The sequence below is a fragment of the Mycobacterium sp. 1164985.4 genome (assembly GCF_001668575.1).
Lineage (GTDB): Bacteria > Actinomycetota > Actinomycetes > Mycobacteriales > Mycobacteriaceae > Mycobacterium.
Genome location: NZ_LZMD01000068.1, coordinates 1 through 17,759 on the forward strand (window position 1 = coordinate 1; position 17,759 = coordinate 17,759).

The following is a 17,759-nucleotide window of genomic DNA, read 5'->3' on the forward strand; positions in this document are numbered from 1 at the left end:
CGGATGGTTCTGGGGTTAGGGGGAAATGTCGATCACGACTATGTGGTTTGCCTGGGGCGCGAGTACTTCGGCGCCGGGGTGGTTCGTGGCCGGACCCCGGTGGGGCCCCGCATGGGAAGGGGCCGGGTGGGTGGGCGCCCAACGCTGGAACTGGTCAACCGAGACTCCGAGCAGACGCACCTGACGCTGGGTGTGCGCACGCCGGGCCGGCACTGGGAACACCGCTGGGCGCTCTCGGTGCTCAACACGGCGCTGGGCGGCGGGCTGAGTTCTCGTCTGTTCCAGGAGATTCGCGAGGCCCGCGGGTTGGCGTATTCGGTGTACTCGACGGTGGACACGTTCTCCGACAGCGGAGCGCTGTCGGTCTACGCCGGCTGCCTTCCGGAACGGTTCGACGAGGTCGCCCGTGTCACCACCGACGTGCTCGAGGCGGTGGCACGCGACGGCATCACCGAAGCGGAGTGCCGGATCGCCAAGGGCTCTCTGCGTGGAGGACTGGTCCTGGGCCTGGAGGATTCGGGTTCGCGGATGAACCGCATCGGCCGCAGCGAACTGCATTTCGGCGAACACCGCACCATCGACGAGACCTTGGCCAAGTTCGACGCGGTGACGCTCGACGAGGTGAACGCCGTCGCCCGCCGACTCCTGCGGCGACCGTACGGCGGGGCGGTGCTCGGCCCGGTCCGCTCGAAACGGTCTCTGCCCCAGCCGCTTCGGGCCCTCGCCGGTTGATCGCCTACGCTGGGGCCGATGACTGACTTGTCGCGGCGCCACGTCCTGATCGGTGGTTTGACACTCGCGGCGCTGGCCGCCTCGCCGCACAAGTCCGCCGTGGCCGACCCGCCGCAGCTCGCGGACCGCCTGGGGGAGATGGAACGCAACCACAACGCGCTGATCGGGGTGTTCGCCGTCAACCTCGACACCGGCCGCACCGTCGCGCATCGCCCGCGGGATCCGTTTGCGATGTGCTCGACGTTCAAGACCTACGCCGCCGCTCGCGTGCTGCAGGGGGCCGAACGCGGTGAGCTCGCGCTCACGGACCGCGTCCCCGTCGCACAAAGCGACATCGTCCCGAATTCGCCGGTCACCGGAGAGCACGTCGGGCAGACAATGACGCTGGCCGAGTTGTGCCAGGCCGCCCTGCAGCAGAGCGACAACGCCGCGGGCAACCTGCTGCTGCGCACGATCGGTGGCCCGTCCGGCGTGACCGATTTCGCCCGCAGCATCGGCGACCAGCGGACCCGGCTCGACCGGTGGGAGATCGAGCTCAACGCCGCCGTTCCCGGTGATCCGCGCGACACCACGACACCCGAGGCGCTCGGCGGCGGTTACCGGTCGCTGATCACCGGAAACGTCCTGGGGGAGCCGCAACGTCGGCAGCTCGACGACTGGATGCGGGCCAATCGGACGTCGAGCGTGCGTCCGGTCCTGCCGCCGGGGTGGACGATCGCCGACAAGACCGGCTCCGGGGACTACGCGAGCACCAACGATGTCGGTGTCGCGTTCGGACCCGCCGGTGAGCGTCTGCTGCTGGCGATCATGACCAGGACCGCGGCCGACGACCCTGACGTGCCCAACGACCGTCGGATGGTCGGCGACGTGGGTTCGATGCTGGTGGCGGGGCTGCTGGCCTGAGTTGGCCGATGATGTGGCCAGCCTAGCCCCGGCCACCCCTCGACGGCCGGGCCCAGCTGGTTTGTCAGCGGCTGTCCCCCCACGCTCGTCGCCCCCCTGAGCTGAGCGCCAGCCGCTGGAAACGACGGTATGGCATGAAGCCGCGCGAAGGAATCGGGCGAATCCCTATCTTTTTGCACCCGCACGTTTAAGGGTGCCGGCCGAACACCCGGGAATCAGGCGTCGACCAGCACCGACGCCGGATCGGTGTACGGCAGGTCGAGGTCGGTGGCCACCTGCTCGGACAGCAGGGCGCCGTCGTGCGTCGACAATCCCTTGGCCAGCGAGGCATCGGCTCGGCACGCCGCATGCCAACCCTGATCGGCCAGCTTGAGGACGTAGGGCATGGTCGCGTTGGTCAGCGCGAATGTCGAGGTGCGCGGCACCGCGCCGGGCATGTTCGCGACGCAGTAGAAGAGCGTGTCGTGTACCGCGAACGTGGGATCGTCGTGCGTGGTCGGGCGGGAGCCCTCGAAGCAGCCACCCTGGTCGATGGCGATGTCGACCAGCACAGCTCCGGGTTTCATGTGCGCGACGGTCGAGTTGGTCACCAGCTTGGGTGCCTTCGCGCCCGGCACCAGCACCGCGCCGATGACGAGGTCGGCGCGCTTGACGGCGTCCTCGAGTTCCAGGATCGACGAGTAGCGGGACTCGATACGGCCGCCGAACTCGGCGTCCACGTCGCGCAGCTTGTTGAGGCTGACGTCGAACACGGTCACGTGCGCGCCCATGCCGGCCGCCACCCGGGCGGCGTTGTAGCCCGCGGTGCCGCCGCCGATCACGACGACGTCGGCGGGAGCCACCCCCGGCACCCCGCTCATCAGCACGCCGCGCCCGCCGTGGCTGCGCATCAGGTGGTACGCGCCGACCTGCGCCGCCAACCGCCCGGCGACCTCGCTCATCGGGGCCAGCAGGGGAAGGGCGCCGTCGGCGGTCTGGACGGTTTCGTAGGCGATCGACGTGGTCCCCGAGGCCAACAGCGCTTCGGTGCACGGCCGTGATGCGGCCAGGTGCAGATAGGTGAACAGCGTCTGACCCGGACGCATTCGGTGCCACTCGGCTTCGATCGGCTCCTTGACCTTCAGCAGCAGCTCGGCGTCGGCCCATACCAGGTCGGCGCTGTTGATCATCTGGGCGCCGGCGCGTTTGAAGTCGGCGTCGTCGATCGACGAACCCTCGCCCGCACCGGACTGGATGATCACCTCATGACCGCGGTGCACCAGCTCCGCGACTCCGGCGGGGGTGATCGCGACCCGGAATTCGTTGTTCTTGATTTCGGTGGGGATGCCGACGCGCATGACCGCTCCTCGGGTGAATGTTGCCTCCAAGTGTGAAGAAGCTTCGTCACAACAGCAATTCCTGTGTTAAAGATTCTGTATAGTCGGCTTATGACCGAAACATCTTCACCTCAGCGGCCGACGGGGGCCGTGCAGTCGAAGGATGTTCGGCCGGTTCCCCTCGACGAGGTCGACCGCCGGATCCTGGCCGCGCTACACCGCGACGCTCGGATTTCCAACAGCGCACTCGCCGAGGCCGTCGGCATCGCGCCGTCGACGTGCCACGGCCGGGTGCGCCGCCTTCAGGAGGTCGGCGTCATCCGCGGCTTCTACACCGATATCAATCCGGCCGCGATCGGCTTACCACTGCAAGCGATGATCTCGGTGTCCCTGCAGTCGAGCGCCCGCGGCAGGATCCACAGCTTCATCCAGCAGATCCGGCGCAGACCGCAGGTGATGGACGTCTACTTCCTCGCGGGCGCCGACGACTTCATCTTGCACGTCGCCGCACGTGACACCGATGACCTGCGGTCCTTCGTGGTGGAGAACCTCAACGCCGACGCCGACGTCGCCGGTACGCAGACCTCGCTGATCTTCGAGCATCTGCGGGGGGCCTCGCCACTTTAGGCCGAGGGGCTTCGCTGAAAGGCGCGATCGGGCCACAATGGACTACGTGCTCTTCGGCGTCGACGCGCCGACCTGTCTGGCGGGAATGGCCTACCCGATACCGTTCGCCACGGCCGACGACGTGGTGCGGATAGCCGTGGAAGCCGAGCAGATGGGCTACGACGAGGTGTCGGGGAACGACCATCTGAGCACCCAGCGGTTCGTCCGCGACGCGTGGAGCCGGCCGCCGGACTACTTCGAACCGCTCATCATGCTCGCGACGATCGCGGCCAAAACGTCGGCGGTCCGGTTGGGCACCGGGATCCTGGTTTTGCCCATGCGAGATCCAGTGCTGCTGGCCAAGCAGGTCGCGACGCTCGACCAGATCTCCGGTGGTCGCGTGACGCTGGCGGTGGCCGCCGGAGGTTACCGCGATGAATTCGAAAGCGTCGCACCCGATCTCGCCGACGCGTCACGGGTGGACCTGATGACGGAGGGTATCGAGGCTCTGCGTGTTCTCTTCGAGCAACCGAGGTCGAGTTACCACGGCAGGCATCGCCGATTCTTCGACGTCGAGTCGTATCCGAAGCCGGTGCAGCAACCGCTGCCGATCTTCTCCGGCGGCAACGCCAAGGGTGCGTTGAAGCGGGCCGGCGAGCGGTGCCAGGGCTGGCTGCCCGCCAAGACCGGCCCGGCGGAGCTCGCCGCGGGCCGGGACCGTATCGCCGAATACGCCCGCGGGGTGGGTCGCGATCCGTCCCAAATCACGATCGGGCTGCAGACCGTCGTGTGCATCGCCGACACGGCCGATGAAGCCAGATCACGGGTCGAGCACTCGACGTTCGATCTGTTCCGGAGGTCCCTGACGAACACCATGATGAAGGGGATCGACTTCGACAAGTATCTGGCCGACAACCTCATCGGCACCCCGGACCAGGTGTGCGCAAAGGTCGAGAAGTTCGCCGAAGCCGGCCTCGACGGTTTCTTCGCCACACTGTTCGTTGCGAACACCGTCGACGAAATGCTGAGCCAGATGCGGCTTTTCGCGCGCCACGTCATGCCGGCCTTCCGGGCGGCGTGACGGGTTACCCGGCGACCAGATCGGGATGGAACGCGGCGGCCATCCGGCGCAGCCCGTCGCGCCAGTCCACGGCGGTGTCGCCGGCGATCGCACGCATGCGGCCGACGTCGACCGGGTTGCCGCGCAAGGCACGAGCGTCCACGTCGAACGTCGGTTCCCGACCGACCAGCGAGCCGAGGTAGGCACACCACTCCTGCAGGCTGATCGTCTGATGGCCGGCCCAGTTCACCGTCGTCGCCGGAACCGAAGCCGCCTCAAGCAGTTTCGGGAGCGTCGCGACGATGTCCTCCTCGTGGATCGGGTTGTAGAGCGCCGGCGGGCCCGGCGGCACCGGGATCGGGGTGCCCGCCAGGATCATCTCCAGATGAAAGAACGGCCATCCGCCGTTGTCCCCGTACGGCACGTTGAGCCGCGCAATCGTCGTCGGGACGCCGAGCGCGCGGGCCATCGACCGGGCGACGACCTCACCGGCGATCTTGGAGATGGAGTACGTCGGGAACAGGTGTTTGTGGTTGTCGCCCAGCGCGGTGTCCTCCGTGCGCGGCTCGTCGTGCGGCGGGTCGTAGACCGCGGCCGACGAACAGTGCAGGAACGCCGTGGCGTCGGGGCAGTGGGCCATCAGCAGCCCGACCGATTCGGCATTGGCGCCCAAGTCTTTGTCCCATCGGCCGCTCTTGGCCACCGCGAAGTTCAGAACGTAGTCGAAGTCCGAAGGAATGCCGGAGAATTCGCCGACCGCCAGGTTGACCGCGTGACAGTGCACCCCGTGGTTCTCCAGCCTCTCGCGCGTCGCCGAATCGGTGAACCGGGCGATTCCCCATACCTCGTTGTCACCCGCCAGCGCCTCGGCGACCGGAACGGCGACCTGACCCGTCGCACCGGTTATCAACACTTTGGCGCCGCGCATGCGCCGATGGTAGGGGAGCACCGCGCCCGCTGTGGATGGATGCGACGAGTGGATAAGGTGACGCCATGCGAGTCGGAGTACTGGGCGCCAAGGGCAAGGTCGGCACGACGATGGTCGAGGCCGTTGAAGCCGCCGACGATCTGACCTTCACCGCGGGAGTCGACGCCGGCGACCCGTTGAGTCGGCTGACCGACAGTCAGACCGAGGTCGTCATCGACTTCACCCACCCCGACGCCGTGATGGACAACCTCGAGTTCCTCATCGAGAACGGGATACACGCCGTCGTCGGCACCACCGGCTTCACCGACGAGCGGCTGGCCACCGTGCGCGAGTGGTTGGCCGCGAGATCGGGCGCGGCAGTGTTGATCGCTCCGAACTTCGCGATCGGAGCGGTACTGTCGATGCACTTCGCGCAGCAGGCCGCCCGCTATTTCGAGTCGGTCGAGGTGATCGAACTGCACCACCCGCACAAAGCCGACGCCCCGTCCGGCACCGCGGCGCGCACCGCCCGTCTCATCGCCCAGGCGCGAAAAGACATGCCACCCAACCCCGATGCCACCAGCACCGGTTTGCCGGGCGCACGCGGTGCCGACGTCGACGGCGTTCCGGTCCACTCGGTGCGTCTGGCCGGGCTGGTGGCGCACCAGGAGGTGCTCTTCGGCACGCAAGGCGAGACGTTGACGATCCGCCACGACAGCCTGGACCGCACCTCGTTCGTTCCCGGCGTCCTGCTCGCGGTGCGACGGGTGGCCGAACGGCCAGGGCTGACCGTGGGTATCGAGCCGCTTCTCGATCTGTGATGGCCGAGGACGGGCGCGTCCTGCGCATCCAACTGCTGATCGGCTTCATGTGCGTCGCGCTGATCGTGTACTTCGTGCTGCTCGGCCGCCTCGCGATGGCGTTCGTCTCGACAGGCGAGCCGGCCGCCGTCGGGTTGGGGTTGGCGCTGATGGCGCTGCCGCTGATCGGGCTGTGGGCGATGCTCAGCACCCTGCGCGCCGGGCTGGCCCACCAGCGGCTCGCACGCATCGCCCGTGAGGAGGGGATGGAACTCGACGTCAGCGCGCTGCCGAGGATGCCGTCGGGCCGGATTCAGCGCGACGCCGCCGACGAACTGTTCGTCACCGTGCGTGCGGAGTTGGAAAACGACCCGCAGAACTGGCGGCGGTGGTATCGACTGGCACGCGCCTACGACTACGCCGGCGACCGCAGCCGGGCGCGGGAAGCGATGAAGAAGGCGGTCGAGATGGAAGAGCGCGGGCGATGAGCGCTTGCGCGAAGAGCAGAGGGCTCCGATGAGCAAGACGTTGCTGGTCGTGCACCACACGCCGTCGCCGGGCACCCGCGAGCTGCTCGAGGCCGTTCTGGCCGGCACAAAGGACCCCGACATCGAGGGCGTTGAAACCGTGGTGCGGCCCGCGTTGGCCGCTACCCTGCCCGACATGCTCGACGCCGACGGCTATCTGTTCGGGACGACCGCGAATTTCGGATACATGAGCGGCGCGCTCAAGCACTTCTTCGATACCGTGTACTACCCGAGCCTCGACCACGTCGGCGGCCGGCCCTACGGGCTGTGGGTGCACGGCAACAACGACACCGTCGGCGCGGTCAACGCGGTGGAGAAGCTGGCGACCGGACTCGCGCTGGCCAAGGCCGCCGATGCGCTCGAGGTCGTCGGCGGTGTCGACGCCGGTGTGCGCGAACGCGCCTACGAACTCGGAGGCACACTGGCCGCGACGCTGATGGAGGAATAGCCCATGCCTGGAATCGCCGAAATCGCCTTGGGGCAGCGCCGCTCGCGGGAGGGGCGCTGCTGGGCATCGCCGCAGGCAACCTTCGCGGACCCGACTTCCGCGGCATGATCGCCAAGGACATGGACCTGCTCGAGCGCATCCCCGACGACCAACCCGAGCTCAAGGCGCGGCTGAAGGCCAGCATCGACCATCGCATCGAGGACATGATCAGCGCGGCCGAGCGCAGCCGCGACCTGCGGCTGGCGGCACTGTCGTATCGCGGGAACTGGCGCGACATCGTGGTGTTCCTGTGCGCGATCCTGTTCACAATCGTGTGGTGGAACGTCGACCACCATCGGACGAACTGGCTGGTGATGTTCATCGTGATGATCCTGGCGACCGTGGTCGCGGGCATCTACGCCGCGCGCGGTCTGCTGCGGTCACTGCAGATGCTGATACGCAGGCGGCACGGAACTCAGTAGTGGTACGTGTCCGACGGCGCCGGGATGTGCGCCGGGTCGTCGACGTCGTCGAACTCCGAGACCTCGATGCCGTACGCGCGGGCCAGATCGAGGATCTTGTTCGCGCGCGCGATGCGCGGGAGGTCCGAGCCGTTGCGGATCTCACCGCCGTCGCGTTCGAATTCGAGGAAAAACTCCTTGGCCCAGGCGATTTCGTCTGGTGAGGGGGAGAGGCCCTCGTTGACGGTGGCGCACTGCTCGGGCGTCAGGCAGATCTTGCCCGTCATGCCGAACTCGACGGACACCGCCGTGGCCTCGCTGAGCTTGAGCGCGCTCGAACCGACCGTCGGCCCGTCGATCGCGCTCGGCAGGTGCGCGGCCTTCGCCGCGATCGTGAACCGCGACCGCGCGTAAGCCAGCGTCGTCGGGTTCTCGCCGAAGCCGGTGTCGCGCCGGAAGTCGCCGATGCCGAAGGCCAGCCGGAACGTGCCCTTGGCCGCGGCGATGGCGGTGATGCGCTCGAGCCCGCGGGCCGTCTCGACCAACGCGACGATCGGCACCCTAGGCAACCGGTTGGCGGTCTCGGTGACGTGGTCGACGGATTCGACCATCGCCAGCATCACCCCGCCGACCGCCGTCTTGGCCAGTGCGTCGAGGTCGTCGGCCCACCACGGCGTGCCGAATCCGTTGACGCGGACCCAGTCGGTGTTTCCCTCGTTCAGCCAGCGCACGACGTTGTCACGGGCGGCGGTCTTGTCCTTCGGCGCCACCGCGTCCTCGATATCCAGCACGACGATGTCGGCGCGGGACCGCACGGCGGGCGCGAACCGGTCGTAGTGGGCGCCGTTCACCAGCAGCCAGCTGCGGGCGAGCACCGGGTCGATGCGCGAGCCGACGTCCTCGTGGTCCGGGTGAGCGCCGGGATCCTGATCGTCCATCGGATCATCGTTGCGTATCGGCCCGGCACGGGTACCGGGTCATGCCCAATTGGGCCTCAATTGGGCAGGGCGGACTCGAACAGTTCCTGAAGCGCGATCCAGTGCCGCTCGGCGGCTTCTTCGTCGTAGGGGGCGTTGTCGGGAACCGCGAAGCCGTGCCCTGCGGGGTAGAACTCCACCGTGTGGGCGACGTTCGCCGCGGTCAGCGCCTTGTCGAGGGTTTCGGCGTGCTCGGGAGTGAAGCCGTGGTCGTTCTCGGCGCCCGCGACGTAGACGGTCGCTTTCATCCGGTCGGCCAGCAGGTGGGGGCTGGTGGGCTCGTCGGTGACCAGCCCGCTGGCGTGGAACGACCCCGCCGCGGCGACCCGGTCGGGCACGCGCCCGGCGACGATCACCGAGGTGCGCCCGCCCATGCAGTAGCCGCAGACCCCGAACGCGTCGCCCTTGACCTCCGGACGGGACTGCAGGAAGTCGAAGAAGGCCGCCGCGTCGGAGGCCATCATGTCGGGGGTGATCGAGGAGATCATCCCGAACAGGCGGTTGCGCTGCTTGGGATCGCTGAACGCGGTGCGCATGTCGAACGGCTCCCAGTCGCCGTGGCGGTAGTACACGTCGGGCAGCAGCACGGCGTGGCCGAAGCCGGCCAGCCGTGCGGCCATCTCCTGGAAGGTGTCGCGGACGCCGCCGGCGTCGACGTACATCACCACGCCGGTCCACGGCCCGGGTCCGTTCGGGGTGTGCAGGGTGACGGGGCAGGTGCCGTCGGGTGTCGTGACGGTCGCGGAGATGCTCGGCATGGCTTCCGTTCTACTCGTCCGGTCTGGAAGTAAGCTGACCGACGTGCCGATCGCCACCCCTTACGAGGATCTCCTGCGGCTGGTGATGGAGCGTGGCACCCCCAAGTCCGACCGCACCGGCACCGGCACCCGCAGCGTGTTCGGCCACCAGATGCGATACGACCTCACGGCCGGTTTTCCGCTGATCACCACGAAGAAGGTGCACACCAAGTCGATCGTCTATGAGCTGCTGTGGTTCCTGCGCGGCGACTCGAACGTGCGTTGGCTGCAGGAGCGAGGCGTCACCATCTGGGACGAATGGGCTTCTCCGACAGGCGATCTGGGTCCGGTCTATGGCGTGCAGTGGCGGTCGTGGCCGACGCCGTCGGGCGAGCACATCGACCAGATCAGCGCCGCGCTGGAGCTGCTGAAGACCGATCCCGACTCGCGCCGCAACATCGTCTCGGCCTGGAACGTCGGCGAGATCCCGCAGATGGCGCTGCCGCCCTGCCACGCGTTCTTCCAGTTCTACGTCGCCGACGGCAAGCTGTCGTGCCAGCTGTATCAGCGCAGCGCCGACCTGTTCCTCGGGGTTCCGTTCAACATCGCCAGCTACGCGCTGCTGACCCACATGATGGCCGCGCAGGCCGGACTCGAGGTCGGCGAGTTCATCTGGACCGGCGGCGACTGCCACATCTACGACAACCACGTCGAGCAGGTAGGCTTGCAACTCAGCCGCGACCCACGCCCGTATCCGGAACTCGTTCTCGCGCCGCGGGATTCGATCTTCGACTACACCTACGACGACATCGCGATCCTCAACTACGATCCACACCCGGCGATCAAGGCCCCGGTTGCGGTCTGAGATCGGGCTGATCTGGGCCCAGTCGAGCTCGGGCGTCATCGGCCGCGACGGTGGCATTCCGTGGCGCCTGCCCGAGGACCAGGCGCGGTTCAAGGAACTGACGATGGGCCACACCGTCGTGATGGGCAGGTTGACGTGGGAGTCGCTGCCCGCCAAGGTCCGCCCGCTGCCGGGCCGGCGCAACGTGGTGCTCACCCACCGGCCCGATTACGCCGCCGACGGGGCGGAAGTGGTGGCCTCGCTGGACGATGCGCTGACCGACGATCCGGTCTGGGTGATCGGCGGCGCGCAGATCTACCTGGCGGCCCTGCCGCTCGCGACGCGCTGCGAGGTGACCGAGATCGAGATCGACCTCCCGCGCCAGGACGCCGACGTGATGGCCCCGGTACTCGACGAGTCCTGGATCGGCGCGGCGGGCGACTGGGTGACCAGCGCGTCGGGCCTGCGCTACCGGTTCTACAGCTACCGGCGGCGTTGACGGGTTTCGCTGAGCGCGCGGTTGTTCGCGCTCCCACTCGGGCGATGCGTACACAAGCGTGCGCTCGGTGTCGGTGCCGTCGGGCACGATGAAGGATGTGGCGCCCAGACTCACGGCCGACCAGGCGAGGCGTGTCGCCGTCGCCGCGCAGGGGTTCGCCGAGCCGCGCCCGCGGGGGCCGGTCACGCGGGCACACCTGCGCAGGCTGATCTCGCGGATCCAGGTGTTGCAGCTGGACTCGGTGTCGGTGTCGGTGCGCGCCCATTACGCGCCGGTGTTCAGCCGGCTGGGGCCTTACGACCACGACGTGCTCGACAGGGCGGCGTGGAGCCACTCGGTGCGCTCGCCGCGGATGCTGGTCGAGTACTGGGCGCACGAGGCGGCGTTGATGGCCGTCGACGATTGGCCGCTGCTGCGCTGGCGGATGCGCGAGTACACGCACGGGCGGTGGGGCAAGGAGATCGTCAAGAAGAACGCCAAGCTGGCCGATGAAGTGGTCCGCGCGGTGACCGAGCTGGGCCCGTCGACGGCGGGGCAGATCGAGGCGCACCTGGGCGCAGAACAGCGGGGCCGCAAAGGTCCGTGGTGGGACCGCAGCGACACCAAGTGGGTGACCGAGGCGCTGTTCGCCTCCGGCGTGCTGACGACGGCCACGCGGGTGGGGTTCGCGCGGCACTACGACCTGTCCGAGCGGGTGCTGCCGCCGGAGGTGCTCGCGCGCGAGGTCGACGAGGCGGACGCTATTCGGGAGCTGGTGCTGAGGGCCTCCGCCGCGCTGGGCGTCGGCACCGAACAGGACATCCGGGACTACTTCCGGCTCTCGCCGGCGCAGGTGAAGCCAGCGATCGCGAAGCTGGTCGCCGACGGCGAACTGGAGCCGGTCGAGGTCGACGGCTGGAAGGGCCCCGCGTATCTGCGGGCGGGACAGACGATTCCGCGTCGCGACCGCGGTACGGCGCTGCTGTGCCCGTTCGATCCGCTGATCTTCTTCCGGCCGCGCGTCGAGCGCCTGTTCGGCGGGTTCAAGTACCGCATCGAGATCTACACACCTGCGCCGAAGCGGCAGTACGGGTACTACGTGTGGCCGTTCCTGCTCGACGGGGAACTGGTGGGGCGGGCCGATCTGAAGGCGGATCGCGCGAATGACGCGCTGCATGTGGTGGGTGCGTTCGCGGAGCCGGGCGAAAAGACGTCGCGGGTCACGCCGGCGCTGTCCGACGAACTGCGTGCGATGGCGTCATGGCTCGGTTTGTCGGACGTCACGATCGGTGCGAATGGCGATCTGGCCGCTGACCTCCGCCGAGTGTCGGGTTGACGCGACCCGGCACCCGGCGAGGGAACGGCTAGACGCAGTCGGCGCAGATCGTCTTGTCGCCGGACTGCAACGCGAGCCGGCTGTGGTGCTGCACCAGGAAGCAGCTCGAGCAGGTGAACTCGTCGGCTTGCTTCGGAAGCACCCGCACGGTGAGCTCTTCACCGGACAGGTCCATGTCGGGCAGAACGATCGAATCGACCGCGTCACCGTCGTCGACGTCGAGCACCGCGACGTCGACCTTCTCGCGCCGCCGTGCGGCGATCGCCTCGAGTGACTCGTCGACCGAATCGTCGGTTTCCTTCACGCGGGGTGCGTCGTAATCGGTGGCCATCAGTCACACTCCCTCTCTTGATCGGCGTTTGGGTAACACCGATTGAGAACGGATTTGTTCCCGGCCCATCTGCCTCCGAAACCTCGATTTTCGAGGTTCCTTGCGCCTCGTCTGTGCATCCCGCTGCGCCGCGGCGGCGAGTCGCGAAGCTGACCGCACACTCGGCGCGCGGCCGCGCGCACACCTAAACACCTAGCGGTGCGCGTTAGGGTGAGCCGTGGCCGAGACCACGCCGCTGCGCGTCCAGCTGATCGCCAAGACGGAGTTCACCGCGCCGTCGGACGTGCCATGGGAAACCGACGCCGAGGGCGGGCCCGCGCTCGTGGAATTCGCCGGGCGGGCGTGCTATCAGAGCTGGTCGAAGCCGAATCCGCGAACGGCCACCAACTCCGCCTACATCCGCCACATCATCGATGTCGGGCATTTCTCGGTGCTCGAGCACGCGTCGGTCTCCTTCTACATCGCCGGGATCTCCCGCTCCTGCACCCATGAACTGATCCGCCACCGGCACTTCTCGTACTCGCAGCTCTCGCAGCGGTACGTGCCCGAACACGACGCGCAGGTGGTGGTGCCGCCGGGCATCGAGGACGACCCCGAGCTGATCGAGCTGTTCTCCGCGGCCGCCGACGCCAGCCGGGCGGCCTACACCGACCTGCTCGAACGCCTCGAAGCCAAGTTCAGGGGCGACGAGCCCGGCGAGAAGCTCGGGGTGCTGCGCCGCAAGCAGGCGCGCCAGGCCGCGAGGGCTGTACTGCCCAACGCCACCGAGACCCGCATCGTCGTCACCGGCAATTACCGCGCGTGGCGGCATTTCATCGCGATGCGGGCCAGCGAACACGCCGACGTCGAGATCCGCCGGCTGGCGATCGAATGCCTGCGCCAATTGGTCGCCGTCGCACCCCAGGTGTTCAGCGACTTCGAGATCTCTACGCTGTCGGACGGCACGGAGGTCGCCACGTCACCTCTGGCCACGGAAGCGTGACCATAGCGAGTAATCTGAGCCCCGTGAGCACCAGCGGAATCGATGTGACGGCCCGGTTGGGCACCTTGCTGACCGCGATGGTGACTCCGTTCAAGCCCGACGGCTCGCTGGACACCGAAACCGCGGCCCGGTTGGCGAACCGGCTCGTCGACGCCGGCTGCGACGGCCTGGTGCTGTCCGGGACCACCGGTGAGTCCCCGACGACGACCGATGCCGAGAAGATCGGGCTGTTGCGCGCGGTGCTCGAGGCCGTCGGCGACCGGGCGCGCATCATCGCCGGAGCCGGCACCTATGACACCGCGCACAGCGTGCACCTGGCGAAGGCGTGTGCGGCCGAGGGCGCGCACGGACTGTTGGTGGTGACGCCGTACTACTCGCGTCCACCCCAGGAGGGGCTGCTGGCCCACTTCACCGCGGTGGCGGATGCGACCCCCCTGCCGAACGTGCTCTATGACATTCCGCCGCGGTCGGTGGTGCCGATTCAGTGGGACACCATGCGCATCCTCGCCGAGCATCCGAACATCGTGGCCGTCAAGGACGCCAAGGGCGATCTGCACGGCGGCGGGCAGGTCATCGCCGAGACGGGCCTGGCGTACTACTCCGGCGACGATGCGCTCAACCTGCCCTGGCTGGCCATGGGCGCCGTCGGCTTCGTCAGCGTGTGGGGCCACCTGGCGGCCAGCCAGTTGCGAGAGATGTTGTCCGCCTTCCAATGCGGCGACATCGCGCGGGCCCGCAAGATCAACGTCACGCTCGGACCGCTCGTCAATGCGCAGGCCCGGCTCGGTGGGGTGACGCTGTCGAAGGCGGGGCTGCGGCTGCAGGGCTTCGAAGCCGGCGATCCGAGGTTGCCCCAGGTACCCGCGACGCCCGTGCAACTCGACGCGTTGGCCGCCGACATGCGAGCGGCCGCGGTGCTGCGGTAGTGAACGAAGAACTCAGACCACCGGGGCCACTGGCCCCAGGCGGACTACGGGTCACTGCGCTGGGCGGAATCAGCGAAATCGGCCGGAACATGACCGTTTTCGAGCATCTGGGCCGGCTGCTGATCGTTGACTGCGGGGTGCTGTTCCCGACACACGACGAGCCCGGCGTCGACCTGATCCTGCCCGACCTGCGTCTCGTGCAGGACCGGCTCGACGACGTCGAAGCCCTTGTGCTCACCCACGCGCACGAGGATCACATCGGCGCAATCCCGTTCCTGCTCAAATTGCGTCACGACATTCCGGTCGTCGGGTCGAAGTTCACCCTGGCGCTGGTGGCCGAGAAGTGCCGCGAGCACCGGATCAAGCCGGTCTTCGTCGAGGTCGACGAGGGCCAGAGCTCGCGACACGGTGTGTTCGAGTGCGAGTACTTCGCGGTCAACCACTCGATCCCCGGCTGCCTGGCCATCGCAATCCACACCGGCGCCGGGACGGTCTTGCACACCGGCGACATCAAGCTCGACCAGTCGCCGCCCGACGGCAAACCGACCGACCTGCCCGGGATGTCGCGACTTGGCGACGCGGGCGTCGATCTCTTCCTGTGCGACTCGACCAATGCCGAGATCCCCGGCGTCGGACCGTCGGAGAGCGAGATCGGCCCGAACATGCACCGGCTGATCCGCAGCGCCCAGGGACGCGTCATCGTGGCCTGCTTCGCCTCCAATGTCGGTCGCGTACAACAGATCATCGACGCGTCGGTGGCGCTGGGCCGCAAGGTCGCGTTCGTCGGCCGGTCCATGGTCCGCAACATGGGGATCGCGAAGGAACTCGGCTACCTCACGCTGCAGAACGACGACGACATCATCGACATCGGCGCCGCCGAGATGATGGCGCCCGAGCGCGTCGTGCTGGTCACCACCGGAACGCAGGGCGAGCCGATGGCGGCGCTGTCGCGGATGTCGCGCGGTGAGCACCGCAGCATCACCCTGACCGCGGGCGACCTCATCATCATGTCGTCGTCACAGATACCGGGCAACGAGGAGGCGATCTTCGGCGTGCTCGACGCGCTGGCGAAGATCGGAGCCCGCGTCGTCACCAATGCTCAAGTCCGCGTACACGTTTCCGGGCACGCCTACGCCGGCGAGCTGTTGTTCCTCTACAACGGCGTTCGCCCGCGCAACGTGATGCCCGTGCACGGCACCTGGCGGATGCTGCGGGCCAACGCCGGTCTGGCCGCTCGCACCGGGGTTCCCGAGGAGAACATCGTGCTGGCTGAGAACGGCGTCAGCGTCGATCTGGTGGCCGGCCGGGCGTCGATCGCCGGTGCGGTGCCGACCGGCAAGATGTTCGTCGATGGTTTGATCACCGGCGACGTCGGCGACGCAGTCGTGGGCGAACGGCTCACGCTCTCATCCGGATTCATCGGCATCACGGTCGTCCTCCAGCGCGGCACCGGAAAGCCTGCGGCCGCACCGCATCTGCACTCCCGCGGCTTCTCCGAGGATCCCAAGGCGCTCGAACCCGCCATCCGCAAGGTCGAGGAGGCGCTCGAAGCGCTTGTCGCCGAACGGGTCACCGACATCAACCGCATCGCCCAGGCGTCACGGCGCGCCGTCGGCAAATGGGTGGGGGAGACCTACCGCCGCCAGCCGATGATCGTGCCCACCGTTATCGAGATCTAATCGCCCGCCGGACCCTCAGCGCTTGTTGACCGATCCCGCGTCGACGGGAAGCGCGACCCCGGTGATGTAGCGGGCCGCGTCGGACACCAACCACGCCACCGCGTTCGCGATGTCCTCGGCCTGCAACACCTGCACCGGCAGCGCGTTGCCCATGTCCTGCGGGGTCTTCTCCGCGATGCTGCCCAACCACGCGCGCGTGGCCTCGTTGTTGATCATCGGGGTGTCCACGCCGGCGGGATGTACCGAGTTGACCCGGATACTCTGCGGGGCAAGCAGGTTGGCGTACAACCGCATCAACCCGACGATGCCGTGCTTGGCGGCGACGTACCCGATCGCGCCGGGGTCGTCGCTGCCGACTCCGATCAAGCCCGCGACCGAACTGGTGAGCACGATCGAGCCGCCCTGACCATGGGCGAGCAGCGCCTCTTTTGACACCTCGACCGTGTGGTACACGCCGGTGAGGTTCACGTCGATGACGTCGCGCCATCCGTCGGCGCCCGACTGCATCGGCGCGATGCCGGCGTTGGCGACGACGATGTCGAGGCGGCCGAACTCGTCGAGACCGGCCTGTAACGCCGACGCCAACGCGTCTTGATCGCGAACGTCGGCCTGCCGCGCCACTATTCGCGCGCCGGTGTCCTCGACGAGCTTCACGGTCTCGGCCAGATCATCGGCCGTCGCAAGCGGATAGGGCACCGACGCGATCTGGTCGCAGAGGTCGACGGCGATGATGTTCGCGCCTTCGGCGGCCAGCTTCACCGCCTCGGCGCGGCCCTGGCCGCGGGCCGCACCCGTGATGAACGCGACTTTGCCTGCGAGCTCGGGCATCAGGAGCGCAGTGCGCCCTTGCTCGGATCTCCGGCGACGACCGGCTGCAGCATCTTGATGTCCGGCGCACCGTCGAGGTGCTCACCGACCGCGCCGAAGAGCTCACCGATGGCCGGAGCGGTGCTGTGCGTCTTCAAGGCGTCCTCGTCCGCCCACTGCTCGACGAACACGAACGTTCCGTTCGCCTCGTGCAGCGCGTACAGCTCGCAGCCGGGTTCCTGGTGGACCGCCTCGATGGCCTTCTTGCAGGCGTCCCGCACCGTGTCGACGGATTCGGGTTTGGCGGTCATGGTGGCGACGACGACAACTGCATTTGGCTTGGGCATTAGGCGAGAACTCCTCGGTGAGTGCCTTGCTGGACGAGTGCACAGCCTACTCACCGGCACCCGCGACGCTCAGACCACGTCGATCCAGATCGTGAACGCCACCGCGAACACCGCGACGAGGACGAGCCCGACCGCGTTCGCGGCGCCGATCCGCGGGACCTCGGCGCGGTGGATGCGCAACTCCCGCGCGAGGAGGAACAACGGAAACGCCACGCTGATCGCGATGAAGAACGAGGCGATGACATACAGCCAGACGAACCGGATGCCGTGTTTGCGCGCCTCGTACACCATGAAGATGATCGCGGCGAGCCCAAACAACATGATGTCGGCGGTGATCGAACGCGACGCCGGGTTGACCTTGGTGTCTTCCCAAAACACGCGCAGGAAGTCCGCCCCACGGTCGAGGTAGGCCAGGTTCTGGCTCCAGGTAGCGACGAGAGCGACGACCGCGATGGCGCCGTAGGCAGCGCACAGCACTTTGGTGGTGGTCGGCAGGCCCGCCGACGTGTTGGTTTCGGTCATTTCCGCACAGTAAGCCGCAAAAGCGCATCAATCGATGCGGATCTGTTACCCGTG

21 protein-coding genes and 1 pseudogene are annotated in these 17,759 nt (G+C 67.9%); 14 read left to right on the forward strand and 8 right to left on the reverse strand.

From position 1 onward, the window contains the following. Nucleotides 1–732 (forward strand): M16 family metallopeptidase (locus A5650_RS13795; protein WP_197501871.1); only part of this gene is annotated, 732 nt, incomplete at its 5' end. 18 nt (nt 733–750) lie between these two features. Continuing rightward, entirely contained in the window at nt 751–1,635 is an 885-nt protein-coding gene (bla, locus tag A5650_RS13800) for a class A beta-lactamase (RefSeq protein WP_067292053.1), read from the forward strand. A 215-nt stretch (nt 1,636–1,850) separates the two neighbouring features. Here the strand turns inward: bla and ald are convergent, their stop codons facing one another. After that, nucleotides 1,851–2,972: an alanine dehydrogenase gene (ald, locus tag A5650_RS13805; RefSeq protein WP_067292056.1), complete on the reverse strand. Its 1,122-nt coding sequence runs from the start codon at nt 2,970–2,972 to the stop codon at nt 1,851–1,853. A gap of 90 nt (nt 2,973–3,062) precedes the next feature. Between ald and aldR the strand changes: the two genes are divergently transcribed. After that, on the forward strand, nt 3,063–3,578 hold the full coding sequence (gene aldR, locus A5650_RS13810; protein ID WP_067292059.1) for an HTH-type transcriptional regulator AldR: 516 nt from the start codon (nt 3,063–3,065) through the stop codon (nt 3,576–3,578). A gap of 37 nt (nt 3,579–3,615) precedes the next feature. Beyond that, a complete protein-coding gene (locus tag A5650_RS13815) occupies nt 3,616–4,638 on the forward strand; it encodes an LLM class flavin-dependent oxidoreductase (RefSeq protein WP_067292062.1) in 1,023 nt (340 codons plus the stop codon). A gap of 4 nt (nt 4,639–4,642) precedes the next feature. Here the strand turns inward: A5650_RS13815 and A5650_RS13820 are convergent, their stop codons facing one another. Next, nucleotides 4,643–5,545, reverse strand: a complete 903-nt coding sequence (locus tag A5650_RS13820; protein WP_067292065.1) for an NAD-dependent epimerase/dehydratase family protein — start codon at nt 5,543–5,545, stop codon at nt 4,643–4,645. Nucleotides 5,546–5,610: 65 nt separating this feature from the next. On the opposite strand from A5650_RS13820, the gene dapB reads away from it, so the two are divergent. The 4 genes and pseudogenes from dapB (at nt 5,611) to A5650_RS13840 (ending at nt 7,760) form a co-directional block, all read left to right on the forward strand. After that, a complete protein-coding gene (gene dapB / locus A5650_RS13825; RefSeq protein WP_067292068.1) occupies nt 5,611–6,345 on the forward strand; it encodes a 4-hydroxy-tetrahydrodipicolinate reductase in 735 nt (244 codons plus the stop codon). Then, a complete protein-coding gene (locus tag A5650_RS13830) occupies nt 6,345–6,812 on the forward strand; it encodes a hypothetical protein (protein ID WP_067292070.1) in 468 nt (155 codons plus the stop codon). The genes dapB and A5650_RS13830 overlap by 1 nt, the downstream gene beginning before the upstream one ends. Nucleotides 6,813–6,840: 28 nt before the next feature. Further along, nucleotides 6,841–7,299, forward strand: coding sequence for a flavodoxin family protein (locus tag A5650_RS13835; protein ID WP_067292073.1), 459 nt, complete (start codon nt 6,841–6,843; stop codon nt 7,297–7,299). Between the two features lie 3 nt (nt 7,300–7,302). Continuing rightward, nucleotides 7,303–7,760, forward strand: a pseudogene (locus A5650_RS13840) (hypothetical protein). Here the strand turns inward: A5650_RS13840 and A5650_RS13845 are convergent. Continuing rightward, nucleotides 7,754–8,677 carry an HpcH/HpaI aldolase/citrate lyase family protein gene (locus tag A5650_RS13845; RefSeq protein ID WP_067292075.1) on the reverse strand — a complete coding sequence of 308 codons (924 nt, stop codon included), beginning with the start codon at nt 8,675–8,677 and terminating at the stop codon, nt 7,754–7,756. The pseudogene A5650_RS13840 and the gene A5650_RS13845 overlap by 7 nt on opposite strands. Nucleotides 8,678–8,733: 56 nt before the next feature. Continuing rightward, nucleotides 8,734–9,474: a dienelactone hydrolase family protein gene (locus A5650_RS13850; RefSeq protein WP_067292077.1), complete on the reverse strand. Its 741-nt coding sequence runs from the start codon at nt 9,472–9,474 to the stop codon at nt 8,734–8,736. 43 nt (nt 9,475–9,517) lie between these two features. Between A5650_RS13850 and A5650_RS13855 the strand changes: the two genes are divergently transcribed. The 3 genes from A5650_RS13855 (at nt 9,518) to A5650_RS13865 (ending at nt 12,111) form a co-directional block, all read left to right on the forward strand. Further along, nucleotides 9,518–10,318 (forward strand): thymidylate synthase, encoded by an 801-nt coding sequence (locus A5650_RS13855; RefSeq protein ID WP_067292078.1) that lies wholly within the window; start codon nt 9,518–9,520, stop codon nt 10,316–10,318. After that, nucleotides 10,308–10,796 (forward strand): dihydrofolate reductase, encoded by a 489-nt coding sequence (locus A5650_RS13860; protein ID WP_067292081.1) that lies wholly within the window; start codon nt 10,308–10,310, stop codon nt 10,794–10,796. Before A5650_RS13855 ends, A5650_RS13860 begins: the two co-directional genes overlap by 11 nt. Before the next feature lie 88 nt (nt 10,797–10,884). Continuing rightward, entirely contained in the window at nt 10,885–12,111 is a 1,227-nt protein-coding gene (locus A5650_RS13865) for a winged helix-turn-helix domain-containing protein (protein WP_067292187.1), read from the forward strand. Nucleotides 12,112–12,139: 28 nt separating this feature from the next. Here the strand turns inward: A5650_RS13865 and A5650_RS13870 are convergent, their stop codons facing one another. Then, nucleotides 12,140–12,442, reverse strand: coding sequence for a DUF4193 domain-containing protein (locus tag A5650_RS13870; protein ID WP_067292085.1), 303 nt, complete (start codon nt 12,440–12,442; stop codon nt 12,140–12,142). A 217-nt stretch (nt 12,443–12,659) separates the two neighbouring features. Between A5650_RS13870 and thyX the strand changes: the two genes are divergently transcribed. The 3 genes from thyX to A5650_RS13885 are packed head-to-tail and all read left to right on the forward strand — an operon-like array spanning nt 12,660 to nt 16,029. Further along, nucleotides 12,660–13,424, forward strand: a complete 765-nt coding sequence (thyX, locus tag A5650_RS13875) for an FAD-dependent thymidylate synthase (protein ID WP_067292087.1) — start codon at nt 12,660–12,662, stop codon at nt 13,422–13,424. Nucleotides 13,425–13,447: 23 nt separating this feature from the next. Further along, a complete protein-coding gene (gene dapA / locus A5650_RS13880) occupies nt 13,448–14,350 on the forward strand; it encodes a 4-hydroxy-tetrahydrodipicolinate synthase (RefSeq protein WP_067292090.1) in 903 nt (300 codons plus the stop codon). Continuing rightward, nucleotides 14,350–16,029: a ribonuclease J gene (locus A5650_RS13885; protein WP_067292094.1), complete on the forward strand. Its 1,680-nt coding sequence runs from the start codon at nt 14,350–14,352 to the stop codon at nt 16,027–16,029. The genes dapA and A5650_RS13885 overlap by 1 nt, the downstream gene beginning before the upstream one ends. A gap of 15 nt (nt 16,030–16,044) precedes the next feature. Here A5650_RS13885 and A5650_RS13890 read toward each other — a convergent pair whose 3' ends face one another. The 3 genes from A5650_RS13890 to A5650_RS13900 all read right to left on the reverse strand — a co-directional run bounded on the left by A5650_RS13890 (nt 16,045) and on the right by A5650_RS13900 (nt 17,705). Next, nucleotides 16,045–16,857: a mycofactocin-coupled SDR family oxidoreductase gene (locus tag A5650_RS13890; RefSeq protein ID WP_067292097.1), complete on the reverse strand. Its 813-nt coding sequence runs from the start codon at nt 16,855–16,857 to the stop codon at nt 16,045–16,047. Beyond that, on the reverse strand, nt 16,857–17,183 hold the full coding sequence (locus A5650_RS13895) for a putative quinol monooxygenase (protein ID WP_067292100.1): 327 nt from the start codon (nt 17,181–17,183) through the stop codon (nt 16,857–16,859). Before A5650_RS13895 ends, A5650_RS13890 begins: the two co-directional genes overlap by 1 nt. Before the next feature lie 69 nt (nt 17,184–17,252). Then, a complete protein-coding gene (locus A5650_RS13900; RefSeq protein ID WP_067292103.1) occupies nt 17,253–17,705 on the reverse strand; it encodes a DUF2834 domain-containing protein in 453 nt (150 codons plus the stop codon). Nucleotides 17,706–17,759 lie beyond the last annotated feature (54 nt).

What these genes read in the sequence shown, in the direction of transcription:
- A5650_RS13820 (WP_067292065.1), bottom strand. Translation starts at nt 5,545, where the DNA reads ATGCGCGGCGCCAAAGTGTTGATAACCGGTGCGACGGGTCAGGTCGCC.
- A5650_RS13870 (WP_067292085.1), bottom strand. Translation starts at nt 12,442, where the DNA reads ATGGCCACCGATTACGACGCACCCCGCGTGAAGGAAACCGACGATTCG.
- dapB (WP_067292068.1), top strand. Translation starts at nt 5,611, where the DNA reads ATGCGAGTCGGAGTACTGGGCGCCAAGGGCAAGGTCGGCACGACGATG.
- A5650_RS13835 (WP_067292073.1), top strand. Translation starts at nt 6,841, where the DNA reads ATGAGCAAGACGTTGCTGGTCGTGCACCACACGCCGTCGCCGGGCACC.
- bla (WP_067292053.1), top strand. Translation starts at nt 751, where the DNA reads ATGACTGACTTGTCGCGGCGCCACGTCCTGATCGGTGGTTTGACACTC.
- A5650_RS13845 (WP_067292075.1), bottom strand. Translation starts at nt 8,677, where the DNA reads ATGGACGATCAGGATCCCGGCGCTCACCCGGACCACGAGGACGTCGGC.
- A5650_RS13890 (WP_067292097.1), bottom strand. Translation starts at nt 16,857, where the DNA reads ATGCCCGAGCTCGCAGGCAAAGTCGCGTTCATCACGGGTGCGGCCCGC.
- A5650_RS13900 (WP_067292103.1), bottom strand. Translation starts at nt 17,705, where the DNA reads ATGACCGAAACCAACACGTCGGCGGGCCTGCCGACCACCACCAAAGTG.
- A5650_RS13865 (WP_067292187.1), top strand. Translation starts at nt 10,885, where the DNA reads ATGAAGGATGTGGCGCCCAGACTCACGGCCGACCAGGCGAGGCGTGTC.
- ald (WP_067292056.1), bottom strand. Translation starts at nt 2,972, where the DNA reads ATGCGCGTCGGCATCCCCACCGAAATCAAGAACAACGAATTCCGGGTC.
- A5650_RS13830 (WP_067292070.1), top strand. Translation starts at nt 6,345, where the DNA reads ATGGCCGAGGACGGGCGCGTCCTGCGCATCCAACTGCTGATCGGCTTC.
- aldR (WP_067292059.1), top strand. Translation starts at nt 3,063, where the DNA reads ATGACCGAAACATCTTCACCTCAGCGGCCGACGGGGGCCGTGCAGTCG.
- A5650_RS13895 (WP_067292100.1), bottom strand. Translation starts at nt 17,183, where the DNA reads ATGCCCAAGCCAAATGCAGTTGTCGTCGTCGCCACCATGACCGCCAAA.
- A5650_RS13850 (WP_067292077.1), bottom strand. Translation starts at nt 9,474, where the DNA reads ATGCCGAGCATCTCCGCGACCGTCACGACACCCGACGGCACCTGCCCC.
- A5650_RS13815 (WP_067292062.1), top strand. Translation starts at nt 3,616, where the DNA reads ATGGACTACGTGCTCTTCGGCGTCGACGCGCCGACCTGTCTGGCGGGA.